The sequence below is a fragment of the Streptomyces silvae genome, from assembly GCF_016745505.1.
Classification (GTDB): domain Bacteria; phylum Actinomycetota; class Actinomycetes; order Streptomycetales; family Streptomycetaceae; genus Streptomyces; species Streptomyces silvae.
Genome location: NZ_JAERUC010000086.1, coordinates 1 through 23,257 on the forward strand (window position 1 = coordinate 1; position 23,257 = coordinate 23,257).

19 protein-coding genes and 3 pseudogenes are annotated in these 23,257 nt (G+C 71.8%); 8 read left to right on the forward strand and 14 right to left on the reverse strand.

The window, feature by feature from the left end:
* The 5 genes and pseudogenes from JKV81_RS12345 to JKV81_RS12365 form a co-directional block, all read right to left on the reverse strand.
* Positions 1-589, reverse strand: a pseudogene (locus JKV81_RS12345) (CotH kinase family protein); the annotation flags it as partial.
* Positions 589-1,266 (reverse strand): DUF4956 domain-containing protein, encoded by a 678-nt coding sequence (locus JKV81_RS12350; protein WP_099176060.1) that lies wholly within the window; start codon positions 1,264-1,266, stop codon positions 589-591. The pseudogene JKV81_RS12345 and the gene JKV81_RS12350, both read right to left, overlap by 1 nt.
* Entirely contained in the window at positions 1,263-2,168 is a 906-nt protein-coding gene (locus tag JKV81_RS12355) for a polyphosphate polymerase domain-containing protein (RefSeq protein ID WP_129266899.1), read from the reverse strand. Before JKV81_RS12355 ends, JKV81_RS12350 begins: the two co-directional genes overlap by 4 nt.
* 227 nt (positions 2,169-2,395) lie before the next feature.
* Positions 2,396-3,010, reverse strand: coding sequence for a DUF1349 domain-containing protein (locus tag JKV81_RS12360; protein WP_202075849.1), 615 nt, complete (start codon positions 3,008-3,010; stop codon positions 2,396-2,398).
* Entirely contained in the window at positions 3,007-4,527 is a 1,521-nt protein-coding gene (locus JKV81_RS12365) for an aldehyde dehydrogenase (NADP(+)) (protein WP_202075850.1), read from the reverse strand. The genes JKV81_RS12360 and JKV81_RS12365 overlap by 4 nt, the downstream gene beginning before the upstream one ends.
* Positions 4,528-4,681: 154 nt before the next feature.
* Here JKV81_RS12365 and JKV81_RS12370 point away from each other — a divergent pair, with 154 nt between their 5' ends.
* The 4 genes and pseudogenes from JKV81_RS12370 (at position 4,682) to JKV81_RS12385 (ending at position 8,206) form a co-directional block, all read left to right on the forward strand.
* Positions 4,682-5,452: an IclR family transcriptional regulator gene (locus tag JKV81_RS12370; RefSeq protein ID WP_033305764.1), complete on the forward strand. Its 771-nt coding sequence runs from the start codon at positions 4,682-4,684 to the stop codon at positions 5,450-5,452.
* A 110-nt stretch (positions 5,453-5,562) separates the two neighbouring features.
* Positions 5,563-6,290 (forward strand): annotated as a pseudogene (locus tag JKV81_RS36905) (hypothetical protein); the annotation flags it as partial.
* A pseudogene (locus tag JKV81_RS12380) lies at positions 6,290-6,631 on the forward strand (response regulator transcription factor); the annotation flags it as partial. The pseudogenes JKV81_RS36905 and JKV81_RS12380, both read left to right, overlap by 1 nt.
* 123 nt (positions 6,632-6,754) lie before the next feature.
* Positions 6,755-8,206 carry a peptidoglycan D,D-transpeptidase FtsI family protein gene (locus tag JKV81_RS12385; protein ID WP_202075851.1) on the forward strand — a complete coding sequence of 484 codons (1,452 nt, stop codon included), beginning with the start codon at positions 6,755-6,757 and terminating at the stop codon, positions 8,204-8,206.
* Between the two features lie 109 nt (positions 8,207-8,315).
* Here JKV81_RS12385 and JKV81_RS12390 read toward each other — a convergent pair whose 3' ends face one another.
* Positions 8,316-9,839, reverse strand: a complete 1,524-nt coding sequence (locus tag JKV81_RS12390) for an NCS2 family permease (protein ID WP_129261936.1) — start codon at positions 9,837-9,839, stop codon at positions 8,316-8,318.
* 320 nt (positions 9,840-10,159) lie between these two features.
* On the opposite strand from JKV81_RS12390, the gene JKV81_RS12395 reads away from it, so the two are divergent.
* The 4 genes from JKV81_RS12395 (at position 10,160) to JKV81_RS12410 (ending at position 13,533) form a co-directional block, all read left to right on the forward strand.
* The gene (locus JKV81_RS12395; protein ID WP_129261938.1) at positions 10,160-10,732 is read left to right on the forward strand and encodes a SigE family RNA polymerase sigma factor; all 573 of its coding nucleotides are present in this window, start codon (positions 10,160-10,162) and stop codon (positions 10,730-10,732) included.
* Positions 10,732-11,442, forward strand: a complete 711-nt coding sequence (locus JKV81_RS12400; protein WP_202075853.1) for a hypothetical protein — start codon at positions 10,732-10,734, stop codon at positions 11,440-11,442. The genes JKV81_RS12395 and JKV81_RS12400 overlap by 1 nt, the downstream gene beginning before the upstream one ends.
* Before the next feature lie 99 nt (positions 11,443-11,541).
* Positions 11,542-12,375: a pectate lyase gene (locus tag JKV81_RS12405; RefSeq protein WP_124277081.1), complete on the forward strand. Its 834-nt coding sequence runs from the start codon at positions 11,542-11,544 to the stop codon at positions 12,373-12,375.
* A 168-nt stretch (positions 12,376-12,543) separates the two neighbouring features.
* On the forward strand, positions 12,544-13,533 hold the full coding sequence (locus JKV81_RS12410; RefSeq protein WP_202075856.1) for a hypothetical protein: 990 nt from the start codon (positions 12,544-12,546) through the stop codon (positions 13,531-13,533).
* A 98-nt stretch (positions 13,534-13,631) separates the two neighbouring features.
* Here JKV81_RS12410 and JKV81_RS12415 read toward each other — a convergent pair whose 3' ends face one another.
* The 8 genes from JKV81_RS12415 to JKV81_RS12450 all read right to left on the reverse strand — a co-directional run bounded on the left by JKV81_RS12415 (position 13,632) and on the right by JKV81_RS12450 (position 23,253).
* On the reverse strand, positions 13,632-14,561 hold the full coding sequence (locus JKV81_RS12415) for a D-alanyl-D-alanine carboxypeptidase family protein (protein WP_202075857.1): 930 nt from the start codon (positions 14,559-14,561) through the stop codon (positions 13,632-13,634).
* 179 nt (positions 14,562-14,740) lie between these two features.
* The gene (locus tag JKV81_RS12420) at positions 14,741-15,844 is read right to left on the reverse strand and encodes a pectinesterase family protein (RefSeq protein ID WP_202075859.1); all 1,104 of its coding nucleotides are present in this window, start codon (positions 15,842-15,844) and stop codon (positions 14,741-14,743) included.
* Positions 15,845-15,945: 101 nt separating this feature from the next.
* On the reverse strand, positions 15,946-17,274 hold the full coding sequence (locus JKV81_RS12425; protein ID WP_202075861.1) for a pectate lyase family protein: 1,329 nt from the start codon (positions 17,272-17,274) through the stop codon (positions 15,946-15,948).
* Positions 17,275-17,333: 59 nt separating this feature from the next.
* Positions 17,334-18,161 (reverse strand): rhamnogalacturonan acetylesterase, encoded by an 828-nt coding sequence (locus JKV81_RS12430; protein ID WP_124277075.1) that lies wholly within the window; start codon positions 18,159-18,161, stop codon positions 17,334-17,336.
* A 129-nt stretch (positions 18,162-18,290) separates the two neighbouring features.
* Positions 18,291-19,625 (reverse strand): ABC transporter substrate-binding protein, encoded by a 1,335-nt coding sequence (locus JKV81_RS12435; protein WP_202075863.1) that lies wholly within the window; start codon positions 19,623-19,625, stop codon positions 18,291-18,293.
* A 78-nt stretch (positions 19,626-19,703) separates the two neighbouring features.
* Positions 19,704-21,251 carry a glycoside hydrolase family 43 protein gene (locus JKV81_RS12440; protein ID WP_202075865.1) on the reverse strand — a complete coding sequence of 516 codons (1,548 nt, stop codon included), beginning with the start codon at positions 21,249-21,251 and terminating at the stop codon, positions 19,704-19,706.
* A complete protein-coding gene (locus JKV81_RS12445) occupies positions 21,248-22,075 on the reverse strand; it encodes a DUF6807 domain-containing protein (RefSeq protein WP_202075868.1) in 828 nt (275 codons plus the stop codon). The genes JKV81_RS12440 and JKV81_RS12445 overlap by 4 nt, the downstream gene beginning before the upstream one ends.
* On the reverse strand, positions 22,072-23,253 hold the full coding sequence (locus JKV81_RS12450) for a Gfo/Idh/MocA family protein (RefSeq protein WP_202075871.1): 1,182 nt from the start codon (positions 23,251-23,253) through the stop codon (positions 22,072-22,074). Before JKV81_RS12450 ends, JKV81_RS12445 begins: the two co-directional genes overlap by 4 nt.
* Between the last annotated feature and the right edge of the window lie 4 nt (positions 23,254-23,257).

Sequence of the window (23,257 nt, forward strand, 5' to 3'; positions counted from 1 at the left end):
TCCCACCGGCGGCATTACCTGTGGCACCCGTGCCCCCGGCGGCGTCCCCGCCCGTGGCCCCGGCGCCAGGACCGCCGCCGTTCGCGGCCTGGCCGCGGTCCTGGCCCCCGCCGCCCTGTTGCTGCTGCGGGGCGCCCTGCCCGGCTCCGCCGGGCATCCGGCCGCCACCGGCACCGCCCTTGTTGCCGCGCAGGGACATCAGGGTGGAGTTCCCCTTCAGGCGGATCCCCACGTCCTGGAGGAAGACCCCGTCGATGGTGAGGTCCGCCTTGATGGAGTCCTTGGTGCCGTCGCCCTCGAACTCCTTGATCATCTTGTCGAAGTCGGTCTGCTTGTACTGCAGCTGGATCGCGTGCTCGACCGTGGTGTCGTACAGGCCGACCGTGCCCTTGACGTCCTCGGTGATCGTGTCGGCCTCGACACGGGACGCGGAGGTGACGTACGGGGAGATACGGGCGTCCCCGAAGGCGTACACCAGCACGGCGAGTCCCAGGCACAGCGCCCCGGCCGGTTTCCAGTGGTGCCGCAGCCGCACCGGGAGGCGGTCCTTCAGCCGCCGCCGGCGGACCGGCGTCGTACCGCCGCTCATCACAGGTCGGTCGTGTCGTAACCGGTCAGCACCGTCACCCGCTGCCCGGAGGTGCGTTCCTGGAGGGCCGTGACGAGGTCGCCGGGTTCGGTGCCCTTCTTCATCCGCACGGTGTAGAACACCTCGTTGAGGGCTCCCCCGCGGATCGTCTCCGTGCTGACCAGCTCGAACTCGCTGGTGTATTTGATCAGGACGTCACGGATGGCGGGCGTGTAGTCCTCGCCCGCGGGGACCTGGACCTTGACGACCTGGCGCTGGACGTTCAGGGCGAACCAGTTGAACTTGAACATCACGAGGATCACGACGCAGATCACGACGGCGCCGACGGCGGCCAGCGTGTAGAAGCGGGCGCCGCAGGCCATGCCGATGGCCATCGCCAGGAAGATGAAGCCGACGTCCCTCGTCTCCTTCACCGCGTTCCTGAACCGGACGACGGACAACGCGCCGACCAGGGAGAACGCCCGTGCCAGGTTCGAGCCGACCACCAGCATGATCAGGGCGACGATCATGCCGACGATGACCAGCGTCTGGACGTAGGACTGGCTGTACGAGACGTTGCGGTGCGTGTACCGGTAGGTGTAACCGATCACCGTGCTCAGGATGAACGACAGCGCCATGGCGGCGACCACGTCGGCGACGCTGAACGTCCCGCTGAGTTCCTGCAGATCGAAGTTCACTGTGCTCCTGCTTTCACCGGCGCGTACGGCGCCGCCGGCTGCCCCAGCGGCAGTCGGGTGTGGGGGGTGGGAGGCGGACAGTCCGCCTCGTCGAGGTGGAAGACCGACCTGGGGGCCAGGCCGAACGCTTCGATGGACTGCACGTACTTGCTGACCCGCACCAGATTCAGGTTCCGGCGCGCGGCCAGGTCCGTGATCCAGTGCGGGGTGCGCTCGTTGACCTTGATCTCCATCACCGTCATGTGCGGCGGGATGGTGAACCGGTTCTCCGGAGTGGCGGTCCCGAAGTGGAAGTCGCGGTCACGGCCCCGGATCCGCCGGTCGAAGGTGACCCGCAGCCCCGTGTCGGAGGCACGGCCGACCAGGGCCTCGCGCTGGTATCCGGTGATCGCCGTCGGCCGGAGGTTCAGCCGGATGACGAGGTCGAGCACCTCCTGGATGAAGGGGCTCTCCTTGGGCGAGTGCTCCACCATCTCCCGTGCGTCGCAGAGCCTTCTGGCGGTGGCGTACGGAAGGGTGATGCGCCGCTTCTGCGTCACCCGGTTCACCCGCTGCTTGATCTCCACGCACACCGGGGATCCGTCGGTGACACCGTCGAGATCGCCGTAGTGCCGGATCCGCAGCTTGCGCCGGAACTTGAGGCCCTCGATCTTCTCCCAGTAGAACCGCAGCTCGGGGCTGTCGTAGTACAGGCTCCAGACCCCGTAACCGCCCACCGGGCTGTTCAGGTCCCGGTCCATCCGCTCGCCGAGCTCCTCCCGGATCTCGACGGCCTGCTCGACGGGGACGAGGTACTTCAGCTCGAACCGGTTGAACGCGTGCAGTCTGCTCGCCACGTGCAGCGGCTGGTCACCCTCGGGGGCCGGGGCGTCGCCGTCCCGGGACCCACGGGGTGCGGCCATGTCGGGTCGCGACACCATGCGCCTCCTTGCGTCTACGTGCCGGACCGGGCCGGCACGGACACGCAATCAAGGCCGCATGAGGAAGCCGTGAGAAACGCGGGTTGATTGCAGGAGGATCAGAGGTGACGTACAGGTGAACACCAGGCGGCACGTGGCAGACCGGGGCTCCACGGACGAAGGGCCCGGAATCCTCTCGGATCCGGGCCCTTCGCGGGTGTACGGGGTCGTCAGCTGCCGTCGCGCAGATCGCCGGGCCCGGTGGGCCGGAAGGCGATCCGGTCGAACGTGACCGTGCAGCCGTCACCGGTGGGCGACTGGGCGAGGAAGCCGATACGGGCGGCGGCCCGCTCCTCCTCCGTGCCGAGGGTGAACAGCCGGACGAAGGTCCACCGCTCCCCGTCCGGCGAGGCGTGGAAGGCGAAGGAGCTGCCGATGCGGCTGAGCCGCAGCCAGCTGCTGTTCCCCTCCACCACGGCGGAGTTCACGTCGTCGGAGTGGCCCCGGGTGACCACGGTGCAGATCGTGGGGCGTTCGGGCGAAAGCTCCAGGCAGAGCTTCGCCCACTCCCGCTCCCCCACGTGGAGGTAGAGGACCCCCGCGTCGAAGGCGGCGGCGAAACCGACGCTCACCCGGGCGATCAGCTGGAAGTCGCCCTCCGGGGCGGGGCCCAGCAGCCGCGGCGCGTCGGACGCGGGTTCCAGGGTGTCGCCGCCGGGCGGGACGAAGCGGTCCTGCTTCGCCGCCGCCGATCCGGTCAGGACGCCTTCCTCGTACGTCCATCCGCCCTCGGGACCCACCGGCTCCAGGACGAAGGGGAGCTCGGGGATCTGTACGGCCGTCATGCGCGCCGCCCGTCGACCCGGCGCGGCAGGTTCTGCGGGTTGTCCTCGCGGAGCTCCGGCGGCAGCAGCGCCTCGGGCGTCGACTGGTAGCTGACCGGGCGCAGCCAGCGCTCGATCGCGGTGGCGCCGACCGAGGTGGAGGTCGAGGTGGTGGCGGGGTAGGGGCCGCCGTGGTGCTGGGCGGGGGCGACGGCGACACCGGTCGGCCAGCCGTTGACCAGGACGCGTCCGGCGACCGGGGTGAGCCGGGCCAGCAGCTCCGCGGCGCTGCCGTCGGCCTCCTCCGTGGCGATCTGGAGGGTGGCGGTGAGGTTCCCCGGCAGGCGGGAGAGCACAGCGGTGATCTCGTCCGCGGAGTCGTAGCGCGCGACGACGGTGACGGGGCCGAAGCACTCCTCCAGGAGCGCGTCGTGCGGTCCTTCCTGGGCCAGGCGGTGCGCCGGCACGGTGAGGAAGCCCGCGGAGACGGTGTGTTCGCCGCCGGCGCCCGGGGTGACCGGGGCCTCGACGTCCGGGAGCGCGGCCCGCTCGGCCACCCCCTGGACGAAGGCGTCGCGCATCCGGTGGTCGAGCATGACCCCGGAGCCCGTGCCGCTCACCGTCTCGGTCAGCGACTTCAGCAGCTGGTCGCCCGCCTCGCCGGCCGGGGCGAGGACGAAGCCGGGCTTGGTGCAGAACTGTCCCGCGCCCATGGTCATCGAGCCGCCGAGTCCGGCGCCGATCTGCTCGGCGCGCTCGGCGGCGGCGGCCTCGGTGACGACGACGGGGTTGAGCGAACCGAGCTCACCGTGGAAGGGGATCGGCGCGGGCCGGGCGGCCGCCGCGTCGAACAGGGCCCGGCCGCCGCGGATCGAGCCGGTGAAGCCGGCGGCGGAGACGAGCGGGTGCTTGACCAGCTCGACGCCCGCCTCGAAGCCGTGGACCACGGTCAGGACGTCCTCGGGCAGACCGTGCTGTGCGGCGGCCCTGCGCAGGAGCGAGGCGCAGAGCTCCGAGGTCGCGGGGTGGTCCGGGTGCGCCTTGACGACGACGGGGCAGCCCGCGGCGAGGGCGCTCGCGGTGTCGCCGCCGGGGACGGAGAAGGCGAGCGGAAAGTTGCTGGCCGCGTAGACGGCGACGACGCCCAGCGGGATCTTGTAGCGGCGCAGGTCCGGCCAGGGCGGGGTGCGGCTGCCGTCCTCGTGGTCGATGTGGATGTCGAGGAAGGCGCCCTCGTCGACGACCTCCGCGAAGGCCCGCAACTGGGCGGCCGTGCGGGCGAGTTCGCCGGTCAGCCGGGCGGGGCCGAGCGCGGTCTCCGCGTCGGCCGCCTCGATGACGTGTTCCTGTGCCTCGGCGAGGAGGTCGGCCGCGGTGCGGAGGAACGCGGCGCGCACGGTGCGGTCGGCCAGCGCTCCACGGGCGGCGTGCGCCGCCCGGACCGCGGCGTCGACCTCCTCCGCTGTAGCCTCCACCGCAACCTGCTCACGCGGGTTCCCCGTTCGGGGGTCGACGCTCCAGACTGGTGCTGCTGCCACCGTGTTTCCTTCCGGTCCACTGCCACACAGGAGAAGTTGTTCGGTATTCTGAACAGCGTTCCTGATCGTGAATACACAGGAACTCTATTTCCGGGCGCTCAGTGTTGGCAAGAAGTCGCAGGGTCGTGCAAGAAGGCTGGAAGGGGCATCAGGCATGTCGGTAGGCGAGTCCGGTGGGGCACAGGTCAAGTCCGCGGTACGGACGGTGGAACTCCTCGAATACTTCGCGGGGCGCCCCGGCATGCACTCGCTGGCCGCCGTGCAGGAGGCCGTCGGCTACCCGAAGTCCAGCCTCTACATGCTGCTGCGCACGCTGGTGGAGCTCGGCTGGGTGGAGACCGACGCCACGGGCACGCGGTACGGGATCGGCGTACGCGCCCTGCTCGTCGGCACCTCGTACATCGACGGCGACGAGGTCGTCGCGGCCGCCCGCCCGACCCTGGACCGGCTCTCCGACGACACCACGGAGACCATCCACCTGGCCCGGCTCGACGGGACGAACGTGGTGTACCTCGCCACCCGCCAGTCCCAGCACTACCTGCGCCCCTTCACCCGGGTCGGCCGCCGGCTGCCCGCGCACTCCACCTCGCTGGGCAAGGCGCTGCTGGCGACCCACAGCGACGAGCAGGTCCGCAAGATGCTGCCCGAGACGCTGCCGGCGCTGACGGAGCACACCCTCACCGACCGCGAGAAGCTGATCGAGGAGCTGCACCTCATCCGCGAGCAGGGGTACGCGGTGGACCGCGAGGAGAACACCCTGGGGCTGCGCTGCTTCGGCGTGGCGATCCCGTACCGCACCCCGGCGCGTGACGCGATCAGCTGCTCGGTCCCCGTCGCCCGGCTCACGCCGGCGCACGAACAGATGGTCAAGGACGCCCTGTTCGACGCCCGCGACCGCCTCACCCTCGCGACCCGCAGGCTCTGAACACCGGCCGGCGGTAGCCCGGGAGACCGAGGCTCTCTCCGCCGTGCGGCGGAGGCGGATCGTCGTCGGGCAGGACGTGGCGGCACGGCCCGCGCGGGAGCGTGGGTGCCATGACACGGACACCGCACGCACCCGCCGCCCCCGCGTCCGCCGCCCCGGGCACCACCCGGGTCCGCTCCGCGCTCCGCACCCTGGCGATCGTCGCCTGCCTGCCCTACATCGCCCTGAAGACCGCCTGGATCGCGGGCAGTCACATCGGGGTGCCGGAGAACAGCTCGCTGCTCGACCACCGGGCCACGACGATCGCGGCGAACGGCCTGTCCGTCCTCATGGACAGCGCGGTCGTGGTCATCGCCTTCCTGCTCACCCGGCCGTGGGGCCGCCGGGTGCCTGCCTGACTGCTCGTTTCGGCGTCGTCAACTCCGGCTTCATCGTCCAGGGGCTGGCCCTGGGCGCCCTCTTCGCGCTGTACGCCGGGGACCGCTGGGGCCACCTCTGGCGGGGCGCGCTGCGCCATCTCCCGTACAGCCCCACCGCGCCCGCCCTGCGGGTCACCGCGGTCGCCGCCTCACTGACCGCCCTGGTGCCGGGCACCCCGCACCCGCTCCGGGCCACGGGCTCGGCCTCCGGGCTGAACACCACCCGGATCGCGGAGCGCACCGGTGACTTCTACGCGCTGGAGGCGGTCTACGCCCTGTTCGTCGCCGTCGCGGTCGCCGGGGCGCTGCTCCTCGCCTTCCGCCGTCGTTCCGCGATGCCGCTGCGGGTGCCGCTGGCCCTGGCCTGGGGCGGCTCGGCGGCGACGGCCTGCTGGGGCGGCTGGCTGAGCCTCTCCGCGTGCTGAAGCGTGCGGCGGCCGAGGTGCTGGTCCAGGCGGTGCGGCTGGTCGCCCGCAGCGACTCACTGCTGTTCCCCGCCGCGGTGCGCGGTCTGGCCGCCGAGTACGGCAGGCGGGCCGCCCCGGCGCCCGCCTGGGTGGGCCGGCTGACCGGGCGGGAGGCGGACGTGCTGCGGCTGATGGCGGCGGGCCTGACCAACGCGGAGATCGCCGGACGGCTGGCGGTGGGGCCCGCCACGGCGAAGACGCATGTGGCGGCGGTGCTCGCCAAGACCGGCGCCCGGGACCGTACGCAGGCGGTGATCGCGGCGTACGAGTCGGGGTTCATCACTCCCGGGTGAGCCGGCCCGGCGCGTGGCAACGTGCCGGCCGGGGGGGAACGTGCCGGCACTGCGCGTGAGAAACCGGTGAGAAGGAACACGAACGGGAACGACTCCGGCGCTCCCGTTCGTCCCTCCAGCGGGATGAACAAGACGATCAGGCGCGCTTCGGTCTTCTGTCTGCTCATGGTGCTCGCCCTGCTGGTGCGGGCGACGTGGGTGCAGGCGTACGAGGCCCGGGCGCTCGCAGACGACGAACACAACCGGCGGAACACGATCGCGCAGTACGCGCAGCCGCTCGGCGACATCATCGTGGCCGGATCCCCGGTCACCGGTTCGAAGGAGACGGACGGCGACGACCTCCGCTACAAACGCACCTACACCCAGGGCGACCTGTACGCGGCGGTCACCGGCTACAGCTCGCAGGCTTACGGAGCCACCCAGCTGGAGGGCATCTACAGCGATGTCCTCGACGGCACCGACGACCGGCTCAAGAGCCCCGGCGATCTGATCACCGGCAAGCAGACGGCCCCCGGCGACGTGCTGACGACCATCGACCCGGGCGTGCAGAAGGCGGCCTACGAGGCGCTGGGTGACGACCGGGGCGCGGCGGTGGCCATGGACCCGGCGACCGGGCGGATCCTGGGGATGGTCTCCTCCCCCTCGTACGATCCCTCGGACATCAGCGGGACGGCGGACGGCGACGCCTGGCAGAAGCTGCTCGACGACAAGACCAAGCCGCTGGTCAACCGGGCCCTGCGGCAGCCGCTGCCGCCCGGTTCGACGTTCAAGCTGGTGGTGGCGTCGGCGGCGCTGGAGAACGGCCTGTACGGCTCGGTCGACGAGCCCACGGACAGCCCCGACCCGTACACCCTGCCGAACACGAGCACCGTCCTGTCCAACGAGAACCCCTCGGCGCCCTGCGAGAACGCCACGCTGCGCACCGCCCTCCAGTACTCCTGCAACAACGTCTTCGCGAAGGTCGCGGCCGATCTCGGCCAGGACAAGCTGAAGGCGATGGCGGACGCCTTCGGCTTCGACACCGAGGAGCTGGACGTGCCTGTGCGGGCGTCGCAGAGCGTCTACCCGACCGGCATGGACAAGGCCCAGACGGCGCTGACCGGCATCGGCCAGTTCGAGGTGACGGCAACCCCGATGCAGATGGCGATGGTCTCGGCCGCCCTCTCCAACGGCGGTGAGCTGGCCTCGCCGCACATGGTCGCGAAGGTGACGGACGCCGACGGTTCCACGCTCCAGGAGTATCCGGACGGTGACACCGAGCGGGTCGTGAAGGCCTCGACGGCCGAGCAGCTGCGCAGCGCGATGGTCACCGTCGTGGAGAAGGGCACCGGCAGCAACGCCAAGATCGACGGGGCCGAGGTGGGCGGCAAGACGGGCACCGCGCAGAACGGCGTGGACAACAGCAACACCCCGTACGCCTGGTTCACCTCGTACGCGAAGGACTCCTCCACCGGCAAGCAGGTCGCGGTCGCGGTGGTCGTCGAGGACTCCGGGGCGGCCCGCTCCGAGGTCAGCGGCAACGGTCTGGCGGCGCCGATCGCGCAGAGGATGATGAAGGCCGCCCTGAAGGGATGAGCCGCCCCGAGGGGGTGAGCCGCCCTGAGGGGGTGAGCCCTTCCGCTGCCACCGCCGCGCCGGAGGTGCGGGGCGGTGGCAGCAGGGCGGTGGCAGCAGGGCGGGCCGGCTACTTCACGCCGAGCAGCTGCTCGATCGGGTCGATGGCGAAGTACACCGCGAACAGCGCCGCGGTGCCCCACAGCAGCCAGTGGATCTCCCTGGCCTTGCCGAGGACGACCCTGATCACGACGTAGGCGACGAAGCCGGCGCCGATGCCGTTGGTGATCGAGTACGTGAACGGCATCACGGCGATCGTGAGGAAGGCCGGGATGGCGATCTCGTACTTCTCCCAGTCGATGTTCCGCACCTGGGCCATCAGCAGGAAGCCGACGGCGACCAGGGCGGGCGCCGCCGCCTGCGCGGGGACGATCGTGGCGAGCGGGGTGAGGAACAGCGCCACGGCGAAGAGACCGCCGGTGACGAGTGAGGCGAAGCCCGTACGGGCGCCTTCGCCGACGCCCGCCGTGGACTCGACGTAGGACGTGGCGGAGGACGCGGAGGCCGCGCCGCCCGCGACGGCCGCCGCACCGTCGATGAGCAGGACGCGGCCCAGGTGCGGCACCTTGCCGTCCTCGTCGAGGAGTCCGGCCTCGTGGGTGACGCCGACGACGGTGCCCATGGTGTCGAAGAAGTCGCTCAGCAGCAGGGTGAAGACCAGCAGCACGATGGTGACCACACCGACCTGCTGGAACGCCCCGAAGAGGCTGAAGGAGCCGAGCAGCCCGAAGTCCGGTGCGGCCACCAGGTCGTCGGGGACGGCGGGGACGGTCAGGCCCCAGGCGGCGGGGGCGATGTCGGCGATCTCGTTGATGACCACCGCGACCACGGTCGTCACGACGATGCTGATGAGGATGGCGCCCTTCGCCTTCCGGGCGAGCAGCGCGACGGTGAGCAGCACGCCGAGGCAGAAGACCAGGACCGGCCAGCCGGAGAGGTGCCCGGTGGCACCGAGCTGGACGGGCACGGAGCCGGTCTCGCCGGGGATGCGGGAGACGAAGCCGGCGTCCACGAAGCCGATGAACGCGATGAAGAGCCCGATGCCCACGCTGATGGCCTGCTTGAGGGAGGCGGGGATCGCGTGCATGATCGCCTCGCGGAGCCCGGTGACCACCAGGACGCAGATCAGCAGGCCCTCGATGACGATGAGGCCCATCGCGTCGGGCCAGCTCATCAGCGGCGCCAGCTGGAAGGCGGCGACGGCGTTGAGGCCGAGACCCGCGGCCAGGGCGAGCGGCAGATTACCGCCGAGCCCCATCACGATGGTCATCACGGCGGCCACCAGGGCGGTGGCGGTGACGAGTTGGGGCCCGGAGAGGTGGTTGCCGAACTTGTCCTCGGCCGAGCCGAGGATGATCGGGTTGAGCACCAGGATGTAGGCCATCGTGAAGAAGGTGGCGAACCCACCGCGTATCTCACGCCCGAAGTCGGAGCCGCGGGCGCTGATGGAGAAGTAGCGGTCGACCGCGCCGAGCCGGCCGGGCGCCGGGGCCACGGCCTTCGGGGACAGGGCCTCCGGGGACACGGTGGGCGCGGGCACCACGGCGTCCTCGGTCCTGCCTACGGGCGCGGTGGGATCAGGTCTGTCCGGCATGGCACTCCTCCTTGTGTACGGATCACGCGTCGGTCAGCCGGATTGTTCACCGGCCACGGCGATTTCTGGTTTTCCCCGTGTTACGTCTTGCCCGGCAGGGATCCGGGCGGGCCGTCGGGGCGGCCGGGCCCAGGCTCCCCGGATCGTTCGTCCGGCGCAGGGTCTTCACGTTTTCGCCGTGTTACGCCTTACTGGGAGGCGCACACGCGTCGAAGCGCTTCCGGGGTGCGCGTTGGTACGCTCTCGCCCCGCGAAACGGATGTGGGAACGTACACAGCTCGTTCGAGCGGGCAGGAACCCAGTGCAGAGAAGAGGTACCCGTGGGCACGGTCGTGGACGATGCTGCTGCCGCCGAGTTCCATGCGTTCTTCGAGGCGCATTACGCCGAACTCGCCCGCCTCGCCCATCTGCTGACGGGTGAGGCCGACGCGGCGGACGACCTGGCGGCGGACGCCCTGATGGCGCTCTGGCACCGCTGGGACCGGGTGCGGGGGGCCGACCACCCGGTGGCGTACGCGCGAGGGGTCGTCGCCAACCTCGCCCGTACGCGCATCCGCAGTGCCGTGCGTGAGCGCCGGAGGATCGCGCTGTTCTGGGCGCCCCGCGGGGCCGGGGACGGCTACGCGGCGGACGGGCCCGACGTGTCGGCGGTGGTGGACGTCCAAGGGGCCCTGCGCCGGCTGCCGTTCCGCAAGCGCGCCTGCGTGGTGCTGCGGCACGCCTTCGACCTGTCCGAACGTGACACCGCTCTGGTCCTCGGGGTCTCGGTGGGTACGGTGAAGAGCCAGACCTCGCGCGGTGTGGCGGAACTCCAGCGGCTGCTCGGGCACGGGACCCCGGCGGCACAGGTACAGGTGGCGGCCGCCGGGCAGCGCACCGGAGGAAGGCAGTGATGGACGAGGACCTGCGGGAGCGGCTGCGCACCGCCGCCGCTTCGCACCGCCCCGACCGGGCAAGGATGCTGGCCCGGATCGAGCGCGGCATGGCGCAGGAACCGCCGGCCCGTCCCGCGCGTGCCCCTCGCACACCGATGCCCTGGCTGCGGGTGGCCGGCGCGACGGCAGCGGTCTGCGGGGTGCTGACGGCCGGGGCCTTCGCGGTCACCTCGGCGGGCCGGGAGGGACCGGCGGACGGGGGGCAGGTGGCCGCCGGGCCCGCGTCGCCCGCCCCCGCGACGTCCCCGGCCCGGGGCGCGGCGCTGCCCGCGGGAAACGGCCCGCTGTGGTCGGACGGTTCGCTCGACCCGAACAGCAACAGCTACTGGGCGCAGAGCGAGGTGACGGTCAAGACGACACAGCCGCTGTCCACGCTCACCGTCGAGCTGCGGATCGCCCTGAACGGCGGGGTGAACACCACCGGTTCCTGGCGCTCACTGCCGGAGGAGGACTTCGTGGTCTCGGCCCGTGAGGAGGACGGCTTCCTGGTCTACCGCTGGACCCTGAAGCCGGGACGGAGCGTGCCCGTCGGGACGCACAGCTTCGCGGGGCAGTACAACCACGCGGAGGGCACCCGCGACACCGGGCGGGACGACTACACGGCGCGCGGGCGTGCGGCGGCGGACGGGGCGGTCTCGGTGGGCGGCGGCTTCACGGACACGCACTGAGGAAAAACAGATCCGGTACCACGGCAACCCTTTCCCGGGCGGCGGCGACCCATGAGCGCGACACACTCCCCCACCCCCTAGGAAACGGGACCGACGAAGATGAGTGAACGAGCGCACACCCACCGGCGCAGGCCCGGCAAGCGCCGTATGGCCGCCGCGCTGACCGCGGCCCTCGGCCTCACCGGCGCCGCGCTGGCCACCAACATGATGCTGCAGCCCGCGGGCGCGGCGACGGCGGCGGTGCCGGCCTGGCCCAGCGCCACCGGCACCCAGGCCGTCTCGAAGACCATCGAGGTCTCGGGGACGTACGACGGCTCGCTGAAGCGCTTCTACGGGAGCGGTGACCTCGGCGGGGACGGTCAGGACGAGGGTCAGGACCCGATCTTCAAGCTGGCCGACGGAGCCACGCTCAAGAACGTCATCCTGGGCTCGCCCGCCGCCGACGGCGTCCACTGCTCCGGCAGCTGCACGATCCAGAACGTCTGGTGGGAGGACGTCGGCGAGGACGCCGCCTCCTTCAAGGGCACCTCGACCAGCTCCGTCTACACGGTGTACGGCGGTGGCGCCAGGAAGGCCTCCGACAAGGTCTTCCAGTTCAACGGCGCGGGCAAGCTGGTCGTCACGAAGTTCCAGGTCTCCGACTTCGGCAAGCTCGTCCGCTCGTGCGGCAACTGCTCCAAGCAGTACAAGCGCGAGATCACCGTGAACGACGTCGACGTCACGGCGCCCGGCAAGTCCCTGGTGGGCATCAACACCAACTACGGGGACACCGCCGCACTGCGTTCGGTGCGGATCCACGGCGACAGCAGCAAGAAGATCAAGCCGTGCGTCCGTTACACCGGCAACAACACGGGCGCCGAGCCGAAGGAGACCGGCAGCGGCCCGGACGGCACGTACTGCCGCTACGCCGCGTCGGACCTCAGCTACGACTAGACCGCCGCTCTCCTGAGCTGCCCGCCCCCGCCCGTCGCACCGGGCCGGTGGGGGCGGACAGCGCTGTCCGCAGCGGCGCGGCACCGGCGATTGCGCCATGGATACGGCCGGTCGACACTGGGACGTGAGGATCCTGCTCGGGGAACCTACCGAGGATGTGCGCGCGTCATGGCCAGCTCCGACAGCACCGGCCGCGAGGGCCGGGACCCGGACACCGAGATCGATGTCCAGGAGGGCGAGGGCGGTCCCGACGAGGGGCCGTCAGATGTCTTCCTGGACGTTCCGGCCCTCCATGTGGACAAGCTGGACCTGGAGGTCGACGACCTGGAGGCCCACGTCTCGCTGCAGGCCGAGGTGCTGGACCTGCTCAAGCTGAACGTCGGGGCGGACGTACGTCTCGGGCGGGTCCAGCTGGATATCGAGGGTGTGGATGTCGAGGCACAGCTCAAGGTGCGGCTCCACCACATCGCCGCCATCGTCAACCGGCTGCTGGCCACGGTGGACCGTAACCCCCAGATCCTCGAACAGCTGACCCGCGGCGTGGGCGCGGCGGCCGAGGAGGTCGGGGCCGGCGCCGGCCGGGCGGCGGGAGAGCTGGGCCGGGGCGCCGGCGCGGCGGTGAGCGAGGTCGGGCGGGGAGCGGGGACCGCGGCCGAGTCCGTCGGTGAGGGCGCGGGCCAGGCGGTGAGAGACGTCGGCGACGGAGCGGGCGCCGCCGTCGAGGACGTGGGCGGCAGCGCCGCCGGCGCGGTCGACGAGGTCGGCGGGACGGGCCAGACCATCAGGGGAGAGCTCGCCGGCGAGCAGGAAGAGGAGCAGGACGAAGAAGCGCCCGACGAAGAGGCGCAGGACGAAGCAGCGCAGGAAGAGGAGCAGGAAGAGCCGGAGGACGAGCCCGACGAGAAGCCCCGCCGCCCGGCCGCCCGCCGCCGGCGCCGTGCTCCGGAGGACGCGGCCCCCGCGAAGAAGGCGAGCCGGAGCCGCAAGCCGGCGGCCGGGACCACGGCCACGCCCACGGAGAAACCGAGGACCCGGAAGACGGCAGCCCGGAGGACGACGGCCGGGAAGATGACGGCCGAGAAGGCCACCGCGAAGAAGCCGTCCGCGGTGAAGAAGGTCGCGAAGAAGGCGGCGGACCGCCCCCGGCACCGGACGTGACCGGGCAGGCGCACGGTCTCCCGGGCCGGAGCGCACACGCGTCGGGGGCGCGGCCACCGTGGTGTCCGCGCCCCCGCGTCATGCCTGTGGCGACCGGATCAGTCGCGCTGTGCCCCCTTGGGCAGCGTACGGAGTTCCATGGTCCCGGCGGTGTTCGAACCGAACCCGTGGTCCAGGATCTTCGCCGCGTCGCCGTACCGGTCCGTGCTGTTCAGGACGGTGCCGATGAGGGTCCTGTCGCCCCGGGTGGCGGAGAACACCAGGCAGTCGCCCGCCGGGGTGGTCGTACCGGTCTTGATGCCGGTGACCCCCTCGTACGACCCGAGCAGCTGGTTCGTGTTGGTCCAGGTGTACGTGCGGACGCGGCCGTTGGCGGCGGGCGCGTCGCCCTTGTACTCCTTGGCCTTGACGACCGTACGGAAGGTGTCGTTCTCCATGGCGTGCCGGGCCAGCCTCGCCAGCTCGCCCGGGGTGCTGACGTCGGACCCCGCGCCGTCGAAGGAGTCGAACTCGGTGTTGACGAGCCCGAGTTCGTCGGCCTCCGCGTTCATCTTCGCGATGAAGGAGGCGGTCCGCTCGGCGCTGGTGGCGCCGGTGCCGAACGTGTCGGCGAGTGCGAACGCCGCGTCGGCCCCGGAGGGGAGCAGGGACGCGTAGAGCAGCTGACGGACGGTGAGCTTGTCACCGGTCTGGAGGTCCGCGGTGCTGGAGCCGTGCTCGGTGACGTAGTCGCGGTACTCCTGCTGGACGGGTACCTGGCGGTCCAGGTCGACACCGGTGGTGTCGAGGACCACGGAGGCGGCCATGATCTTCGCGGTGCTGGCGATGGGGCGGGCGGTGTCCGCCTCCTTGCCGTAGAGGGTCTCGCCGCTGTCGCCGTCCACGAGCACGGCGCCCAGGGCGGCGATGCTCGGTTCTGGCTGGGTGGGTACCGCTGCGGCCTGGGCGACCAGTGGGGAGAGTGCGAGCAGCGTGCCGCCGGCGAGGGCGGCGGCCGCCTTACGCTTGGTCAGGAATGTGGCAGTCAAGGAGAAACGCTCCGTATCTGCGGTGCTTTGTCGTGCAGTTGTCGTTCTGTGGGGGCTGCGGGGGCTGCGGGACAAGTAAGCGTGCCCCCTACATAGAACGCCATGGAGCGGCGGCCCGGTTGCAGCGGGGCCGTGTCGGACCCGGGGCGGAAAGGACCGGTCAGGTGCGTACCTGCCGGTCAGGCGTACGGACGCCAGTCGCCCAGGTATCCGGCCGCGGTGTGCGCGCGGGCCTGGGAGGCGGTCAGCTGCGGGCGGTTCGCGGGGACGGTGACGCGCGCGCCGGGCCCGGTGTTGCGGTACTCGGCGAAGCGCTGGTCCTGCCAGGGGAAGCCCGAGGACATCGTGTCGTACGGCGTGACCGCGTCGATGCCCGCGCCGAGATGGCTCTCGCGGACCGTCAGCATGGGGTGCGCGGTGAGGTCGGAGGACGGCACCCAGGGGCGGGCCAGCTTGTAGTACGCGTCGGGGGCGGTGCTGGTGATCCGGGAGCGCAGGACCAGGTAGCCGCGCGGGTTGGCCCCGGCGGTGCTGGGCGCGAAGACGAATCCGTACGGCGCCGAGGCCAGGTCGGTGCGGGTCAGGGTGCGGAAGTGGCAGCGGTCGTAGACGGCGGTGGCGCGGCCGAAGACGAAGTCGACGTCACCCTCCACGTAGCAGTCGCGGTAGTACTGCCGGGCGAACGCCGTGAGGGCGAGGGAGTCGGCGTACAGGGTGTCCTGGTGGCCGAGGAAGTGGCAGCCGTAAAAGGCCGAGCGGTCGCCCTGCACCTTGATCGCGACGGCCTGCGTCCCGGTGTACTCGGGGTTGTCGGAGCGCAGCCAGTCGTTGGCGAAGGTCACGTGGCGCGCGGTGAAGCCGGCGGCCTGGACGGTGACGGTCGCCGATCCGCTCGTGCCGTAGGTGCCGGACCCGTCGGGCCTGGGCGTGCCGGCGGCGTTGTCGTACACGAGGACGGTGTCACGGGGGTCGCCGCTCGCGCCGACGAGGGTGAGCTCCGCCCGTGCGGCGTCGACGAGGACCGTGGAGCGGTAGGTGCCGGGGGCGAGCACCAGGGTGTGGCCGGTGCCGGACGCGGCGTCGACGGCGGACTGCACGTCGGCGTGGTCGCCCCGGCCGTGCGGGTCGACGTACAGCGTCCGCGCGTCGAGCCGCCGGGACGGCGAACCGTACCGCCCGAAGGGGTGCCGGTGCGCGGGCCGGGCCAGGGCGGCGGGTGCGCCGAGGGCGAGGGCGGTGCCCGCACCCGCGAACAGGGTCAGGGCACTGCGTCTGCTGGGCATGGCGGTACTCCTTCACGGGGGTGGGGGCCGGAGCGGCGCTCTCCGGGGTGCTGGAGAGCGTGCGGTGCCGCTCCGGCCTGTTCTCGGGGGTGCCGGGCGGGTCAGCGGAGCGTGGGCCGTCCCGCGCCGGCGCCCAGGCCGACGAGCAGCGGGACGACCAGCGGGTGGTCGGTCCTGGTGCGCAGCGTCGGGGTCCAGCCGGCGCCTTCGGTGAGCTGCTCGGCGGGCACGCCCGCGTTGTGCACGGCGATCAGGTCGGTCTTCCGGCCGTTGACGTAGTTGTCGCCGGCCGTGAGGGAGGACTCGGACCACTTCTTGAGGATGGTCGCCTTGTCGAAGCCCTTGGGGACGGTGAACGCGTTGTGCTCGGCGACGAGGTGTGACTCGGCCCCGATGCCGTACGTGTAGCCGTAGGCGGCGCCCGCGGTGGCGACGAAGTGGTTGTTGTACGAGTCGACCTGGCCGAAGCGGACGCGGGGCGCGCGCTCGTTGACGTCCTTGAAGAGGTTGTGGTGCAGGGTCACACGGAGCTTGCCCCGGTCGTCGGCACCGGCGCCGTCGCTGTTGCCGATGAGCATCGTCTTGTCGTGGTCCTTGAGGACGTTCCAGGAGACGGTGACCAGGTCGGCGCCGCGGACGATGTCGAAGAGCCCGTCGTGCTGCTGGAACAGCTCGTCGAAGTAGCGGGGCTGGTCGGCGTCGGGGCGGTCACCGTCGCTGAAGGTGTTGTGGTCGACCCAGACATGGCGGGAGCCGTACACGACGAGGTTGTCGTACTCGGAGTTCCAGTGGCCGGTGTCCCCGTCGGTCGGGTCCCACTGGGGGAAGCAGTCGTAGGTGTCCTCGAAGGTGAGGTTGCGGATGATGACGTTCGAGACGTTCTTCACCTGGAGGCTGGCGCCGACGACGGTGGCGTCCTTGCCGGCCCCGATGAGCGTGGTGTTGGACGGAACGTTCACGTTGACCGCCGCGGCCTGACGCTTCGCGGACGCGACGCGGGCGTCCTCCAGCGGGCCGGAGGGGACCTCGTCCCTGCCCCAGACCTCGGGGTCGTAGGCCGCGAGGTACTTCTCCAGGGTGTAGCCGTCCTGCTGGTAGGCCTCGCAGCCGATCGGGGTGCCGGCCGCGTCGGAGTTGCCGTGGACGGTTCCGGCGATCCTGACGATCTTCGGCGCGTCACCGGCGTCCTCGAAGGCGGCGATGAGCTCGGCCCGGTTGGTGACCGTGTAGACGTGGTCGGGGGTGGCCTTCGCGCCTCCCGTGGTGGAGCCCTCGGCGGCGGCCCAGCCGTCGCCCGGGGCGAGCACGGTGCGCTCGGCCCCCTTGCCGTGCGGGGTGGAGGCCTGGGCGGGGAGGCTCACGGCGAGGGCGAGCGAGGCGCAGCCCATCACCACGGCGATGGCGCGGACGTGTCTCATGCGTGCGGGCATGGCGAATCCTTAACTGTCGTACGGGGAAATGGGGTGGAGCGGAGTGTGCGGAGCGGGGATCAGGCCTGCGGCCAGGTGATCCACGCCCCCGGCACGGGCTCGCCGAGGCGGCGCAGGTCTCGCGGTGCGAGTACGCGCCCGTCCAGCAGGGCGCGGGCGGTCATGCGGGCCACCTCGACGGCGCCGTCGGGCCGGAAGTGGGTGTTGTCCTGGACTCCGTCCGGGTAGTTGGGCGACTCGCCCGGCTCCAGCCAGTTGAAACACGGCTTGGTGCCGTCGGGGCCGAGTTCCTGCCAGCGGGTGAGGGAGAGCGCCTGGGCGTCGAGCAGGGTCACGCCCTCCTCGGACGCCAGGGCGCGCATGGCCGCGGGGTACTCCCCGTGGGTGGGCCTGGCGGTGCCGTCCTCGGCGAAGCGCCGGCGCTCGACCGGGGTGATCAGCACGGGCTCGGCGCGACGGGCTCGGGCGCCCTTGACGTACTGGCGCAGATACTCCTGGTAGGTGGTGTACGGGTCGGTGCCCCGGGCCGGGTCCTCGGTCTTCTCGTCGTTGTGCCCGAACTGGATCAGGACGAGGTCGCCGGGGCGGACGCCGTCCAGGAGGGCGGTGAGCCGGCCCTCGTCGATGAAGCTCTTGGAACTCCGGCCGTTCACCGCGTGGTTGGCGACGGCGAGCGCACGGCCGAGGAAGAAGGGGAGGGCCATGCCCCAGCCGGTCTCGGGCGCGGCGTCGGCGTACTTCTGGGCGGCGGTGGAGTCGCCGGCGATGTGGAGGGTCCGGGGCCGGGGCCTGCCTCCGCCGCCGCCGTGCGCGAGCGCGGGGGTGGCGCTGAGGGCGAGGGGCAGCGCGAGGAGCGCGGCTGCCGTCCGTCTGCGGGTGAGTGACACAGGATGACTGCCTCTCTCGAAGGACACGCGTGAGGTGGTGCGTGGAGAAGAGGGACCGGCGGCGGGGTGCGACCCGGACCGCCGCCGGTCCCCCGGTCATCGGGGTGCCGGCCGTGACGGGACGGCCGGTCAGCCGTTGCCCAGCTCCTTCCACTCCTTCTGGGCGGCGTTCAGCTCGTCGGCCATCGTGTCGAGGAAGGCCTTGGCCGTGATCTTGCCGAGGAGCAGCTTCTGGAACTCGGGCTCGTTGTCGGCCTTGCTGATGTTGTTCCAGTCGGGCAGGTAGTACGGCAGGTCGACGATCTTGGTGGAGCCGTCGGTGAGGGCCTTCGCGGCGAGCGCGGTCGGCTCGGTCTCGTTGATCCAGGGGTCCTTGGCCGCCTCGGTGTTGGCCGGGATGGCACCCGCGGACTTGTTCCACTTGCTGTTCGACTCGTGCGAGGCCGCGAACTCGATGAACTTCCAGGCCGCGTTCTTGTTCTTGCTGGACCGGAAGAGGCCGAGGCCGTCGACGGGGTTGGAGACCTGGACGCGTGTGCCGCCCTCCCCGATGGGGGCGGGTATCCCGGCGAACTTGCCCTCGCCCAGCGCCTTCAGATGGTCCTGGTAGGAGCCGAGGTTGTGGCTGAGCATCCCGATGGTGCCGGTGTCCCACTGGGCGACCATCTTGGTGAAGTCGTTGTTGACGTCGGCGGCGGGCGTCGTCTTCTTGAAGAGCGCTGCGTACTTCTCCAGGGCCGCGACGTTCTTCGGGTCGTTCAGGGTGGTCTTCTCGCCGTCCCAGAAGTCGGTGATCCCGGTCTGGCCGTAGATCGCGTCCAGGGCCTGCGCGATGGAGCCGGCGCCGCCGCGGATGGTGTAGCCGAACTTGTTGTTCTTGGCGTCGGTGAGCTTGTCGGCGGCCTCGTAGAACTTGGGCCAGGTGGTGGGCGCCTCCAGCTTCGCCGCCTCGAACAGGTCGGTGCGGTACCAGAGGGCGCCGTTGTTGGCGGAGGTCGGCACGGTGTACATGTCGTCACCCCGGCCCGCCGCGGATCTGACGCTCTCGACCATGTTGTCGACGAGCTTGCCCTTGAGGGACGACTTCTCCAGCCGGTCGCTGATCGGCTCCAGGGCCTCCTGGGACACGATGTTGGCCAGGTACGCGGTGCCGACACCGCCCACGTCGGGGAGGCCGCCGCCCGCGATGGCCGTGTCGTACTTGGACTGGACGTCGGCGATCGGGATCGGGACGTACTTGACCTTGATGTCCGGGTTCTTCTTCTCGAAGTCCTTGATGATCTCGGTCCAGATGGCGGTGCGCGGACCGCCGTTGTTGTCCCAGAAGGTGATCTCGCCCTTCCCGCTGCCTTCCGTGCCCGAACTGCTTCCGTCGTCGCCGCAGGCGGTGGCCCCCAGGGCCAGGACCGCGGTGAGGGAGACCGCGGTCGCGGCACGCCCGCGGAGCGTCTTCGAGATGTTCATGTCAGCTCTTCTCTCTCGGGAATTTCTCGGAATCTGTACGCGTGCGTGGGGGGCGGTCAGTGGTGTGCGCGGTGCGGGTCAGACGGTGCGAGGCCGTCCGGTGGTGCGGAACGCGGTGAAGCCGGCCGTCCCGGACGGCCCCGTCCCGGCCGGTGCGGTGGCGAAGAGGCCGAGGAGCGCTCCCACCCAGCGCCACGGGGTGGCCGCGAAGACCTGGCCGGACGGCTGGAAGCCGGATCCGTCGCCGGTGTCGGCGTAAAAGCGGCAGCGGGCGCCCCGGGTGACCTCGATACGGACGCGTACGCCGGCGCCGGGTGCGGGGCGCGGGTGTGCGGCGTCCCGCTCGTGCTCGGCGACGGTCTCGGCGTACCGGTGCACGAGCCTGGCCGTCCCGTCGGGCCCGGCCTCCAGGCCGATCCACGAGAAGGCGTCCCCGAGCACGGCGAGCCCGGCCTTGGCCCCGGGTTCGGTGGAGTTCAGGGTGATGCCGGTCTCGACGGTGAACTCCTCGGCGGGCAGCCGCTGCACCAGGACGTTGGGCAGGGCCCGCAGGTCGTGGGCGTACGCGGTCCGTACGCAGCTGAGGCGCAGCCCGTCGCCCCCGTGCCCGACCGTCCAGCCGGGGCGCGGGTTGGCGGTCCACTGCCACTGACGGCCGTACCGGCCGCCGGGGAAGTCGTCGCCGGAGGCGGGTGCCCCCACGGTCCGTTCCGGGGCCGCGGGGCTGCGGTGCACGAGGACGGGTTCGCCCTCGTCGCCGATGACCGGCCAGCCGTCCTCCCAGCGCATCGGCTGGAGGTGCACCACACGGCCGTACGCCCCGCGCGCCTGGAAGTGCAGGAACCAGTCCTCGCCGGCGGCGGTCCTGACCCAGCCGCCCTGGTGCGGGCCGTTGATGTCGGTGGTGCCCTGCGCGAGGACGACCCGCTCCTCGTACGGCCCCTCGAACGTCCGGGAGCGGAAGGCGCCCTGCCAGCCGGTCTCCACTCCCCCGGCCGGCGCGAAGATCCAGAACCAGCCGTCGTGCCGGTAGAGCTTGGGGCCCTCCAGGGTGAACCAGCCGGGGAGGGTGTCGGCGTCGACGAGGATGGTTCCCTCGTCGAGCAGTTCGCGTCCGTCGGGGCTCATCCGGTGGCCGGTGAGCCGGTTCTTGATGCCGGAGCGGGACTTCGCCCAGGCGTGCACGAGGTACGCCTCGCCGGTCTCCTCGTCCCACAAGGGGCACGCATCGATCAGGCCCTTGCCCGCCTTGACGAGGTGCGGGGCGCTCCAGGGGCCGCGGATGTCCTCGGCGTTGATCTGCTGGATGCCGTGGTCGGGGTCGCCCCAGAAGATCCAGAAGCGTCCGGCGTGATGGCGCAGCGAGGGCGCCCACACCCCGCAGTCGTGGCGCGGCACCGCGAAGTCGGCGTCCGGTTCCAGCCGGTCGAGGGCGTGGCCGATGAGCGACCAGTTGACGAGGTCGCGGGAGTGCAGCAGGGGCAGTCCGGGGACCCGGCCGAAGCTGGACGCGGTGAGGTAGTGGTCCTCGCCGACGGTGATCACGTCCGGGTCGGACCAGTCGGCGTTCAGGACGGGGTTGCGGTAGGTGCCGTCCCCGAGGTCGGCCGTCCAGGGCATCGTCATCCGGTGACCGCCTTGCGGACGTGGGCGGCGGCGGCGTCCCGGTCGAGGCGTCCGTCGGCGACGACGGTGACGACCCGGCGTACGACGGTGTCCCCGGCGGCGACCGGTAGCCGGCGGTCCGCGGCGAGGGAGGAGCCGACCCCGGGGTACTCGGTGGTCCGTACGAACCAGGGGTCGCGGCGGGTCTCGTCGGTCGCGCCGGCGAAGACGAGCGTCCAGCCGTCCCCGGCGAGGGCCAGCCAGTCGGCGGCCTTCCCGTGGACCGCCTCCTCGCCGTCGAGGGTTCCGCTGAACACGGCGGGCGGGGCGGGCTCCTTGGGGGCGCGCCAGAAGAATCCGCCGTATCCGGCGCCGGGGCGGCCGTTGGTGGCGGGGCTGCCGATGGAGAGGTCCCTGCCGCCCCGGTTGGTGAGGGAGAAGGAGAAGTCCAGCGCCCAGGCGGTGCCGGAGATCTCGCTGACGGCGACCGTGCGGTGCTCGCGCAGCAGCTCGGTGCCGTCGGCCTCCCAGCTGAGCTCTTCCACGAACCCGTCCGGGTCGCGGAGCTTCCAGCCGAGGTGGCGCTGGGTGCCGTGGTTGTCGAGCGCGGTGGGGCCCTGACCGCGGACGAAGGTGCGCCCGCCCCAGAAGTTGTGTCCGGCCACATCGGGCACCGCGACGGAGGCGCCCAGGTGGTGGAGGTGGTCGGCCGGGCGCTCCTCGGTGACGGGGGTGCCGGCGAGGGTGGTGACGGGGTGCAGATAGGGGCGGCCGTCGGTCCCGGGCCGGTAGCTGTAGCGGCCGACGGGGCGTCCGGCGCAGCTGAGGAGTGCGGTGGTGGTCATGCGGTGCTCACCTCGCTGGGTCGCGCCCAGGAGGCGCCGAGTTCGGAGAAGAGGGTGAGGGTGTCGGCCGCGGCGGCGACGGTTCCGTCGATGCCGCGCACGATGCGCCGTTCGCCGTCGCCCTGGTCGGCGGGCCGGGTGTGCCAGGCGGTGGCGGGCAGCGCGGTGGGCTCGGGGGCGGTGCGCACCGCTTCGAGGACCCGCATGAAGGCGCCGGTGCGCTCCGGCGGTACGAGGAGCGGGGTGCCGTCCTCCAGGTGGGCGACGAGGTTCTCCAGGAGGTCGGTCCGCCCGTGGACGGTCTCCTCGGGGCCGTGTCCGGCGCGCTGGACGAGGACCCGGTCCTGCTTGTACCAGAAGGTGATGCGGCCCCGGTCGCCGTGGACGATCACGTACGGTTCGCCGGCCTCCTCCGCGCAGAGGGTGACGGCGACGGTCACCGGCAGCCCGTCGGTGGTGGTGATCCGGACGCAGCTGGTGTCGTCGGACTCGATGTCGTGGGCCCGGAACAGCTCGGTCTCGATGGACACGACGTCCTCGGCCGTTCCGCCGCCGGCGAGTTCGAGCGCGGTGGCGACGGCGTGGGCCAGCGGGTTGGTGAGCACCCCGTCGACGACATCGGTGCCGCCCATCCTGCGGCGCCCGGCCCACGGCGCCCGCCGGAAGTAGGCGTCGTCGCGGACCCAGGCGCCGGCGGCGCCGATACCCCGGACGGTGCCGACGGCTCCGGAGCGTACGAGGTCCTGGACGGCGGGCACGGCGTGCGAGCCGAGGGACTGGAAGCCGATCTGGCAGGCGACGCCGGCCTTCCGTACCCCGTCGGCCATGCGGGCGTAGTCCTCGTAGGTCGCGGCGGGCGGCTTCTCCAGGAGGAGGTGGACGCCGCGGGCCGCTGCGGTCAGGGCGAGGGTGGTGTGGGTCGGGATGGGGGTGCAGATGACGGCGGCACGCGCGCCGGTGGAGTCCAGGAGGGCCCCGAAGTCGGCGGACTGCTCGGGCATCTCCCCGGCGAACAGGCCGAGTTCGGCGTCGGTCAGCGGGTTCAGCTCGCAGACCCCGGCCAGTCTGACCAGGCCCTGGTGCTGGAGACGGCGGATGTTGGCGAGGTGCCAGCGGCCGTGGCCGCGGGCTCCGGCCAGGACGACGGGCACGGGGGTGGTCGCACTCGTCCGGGTCATGTCG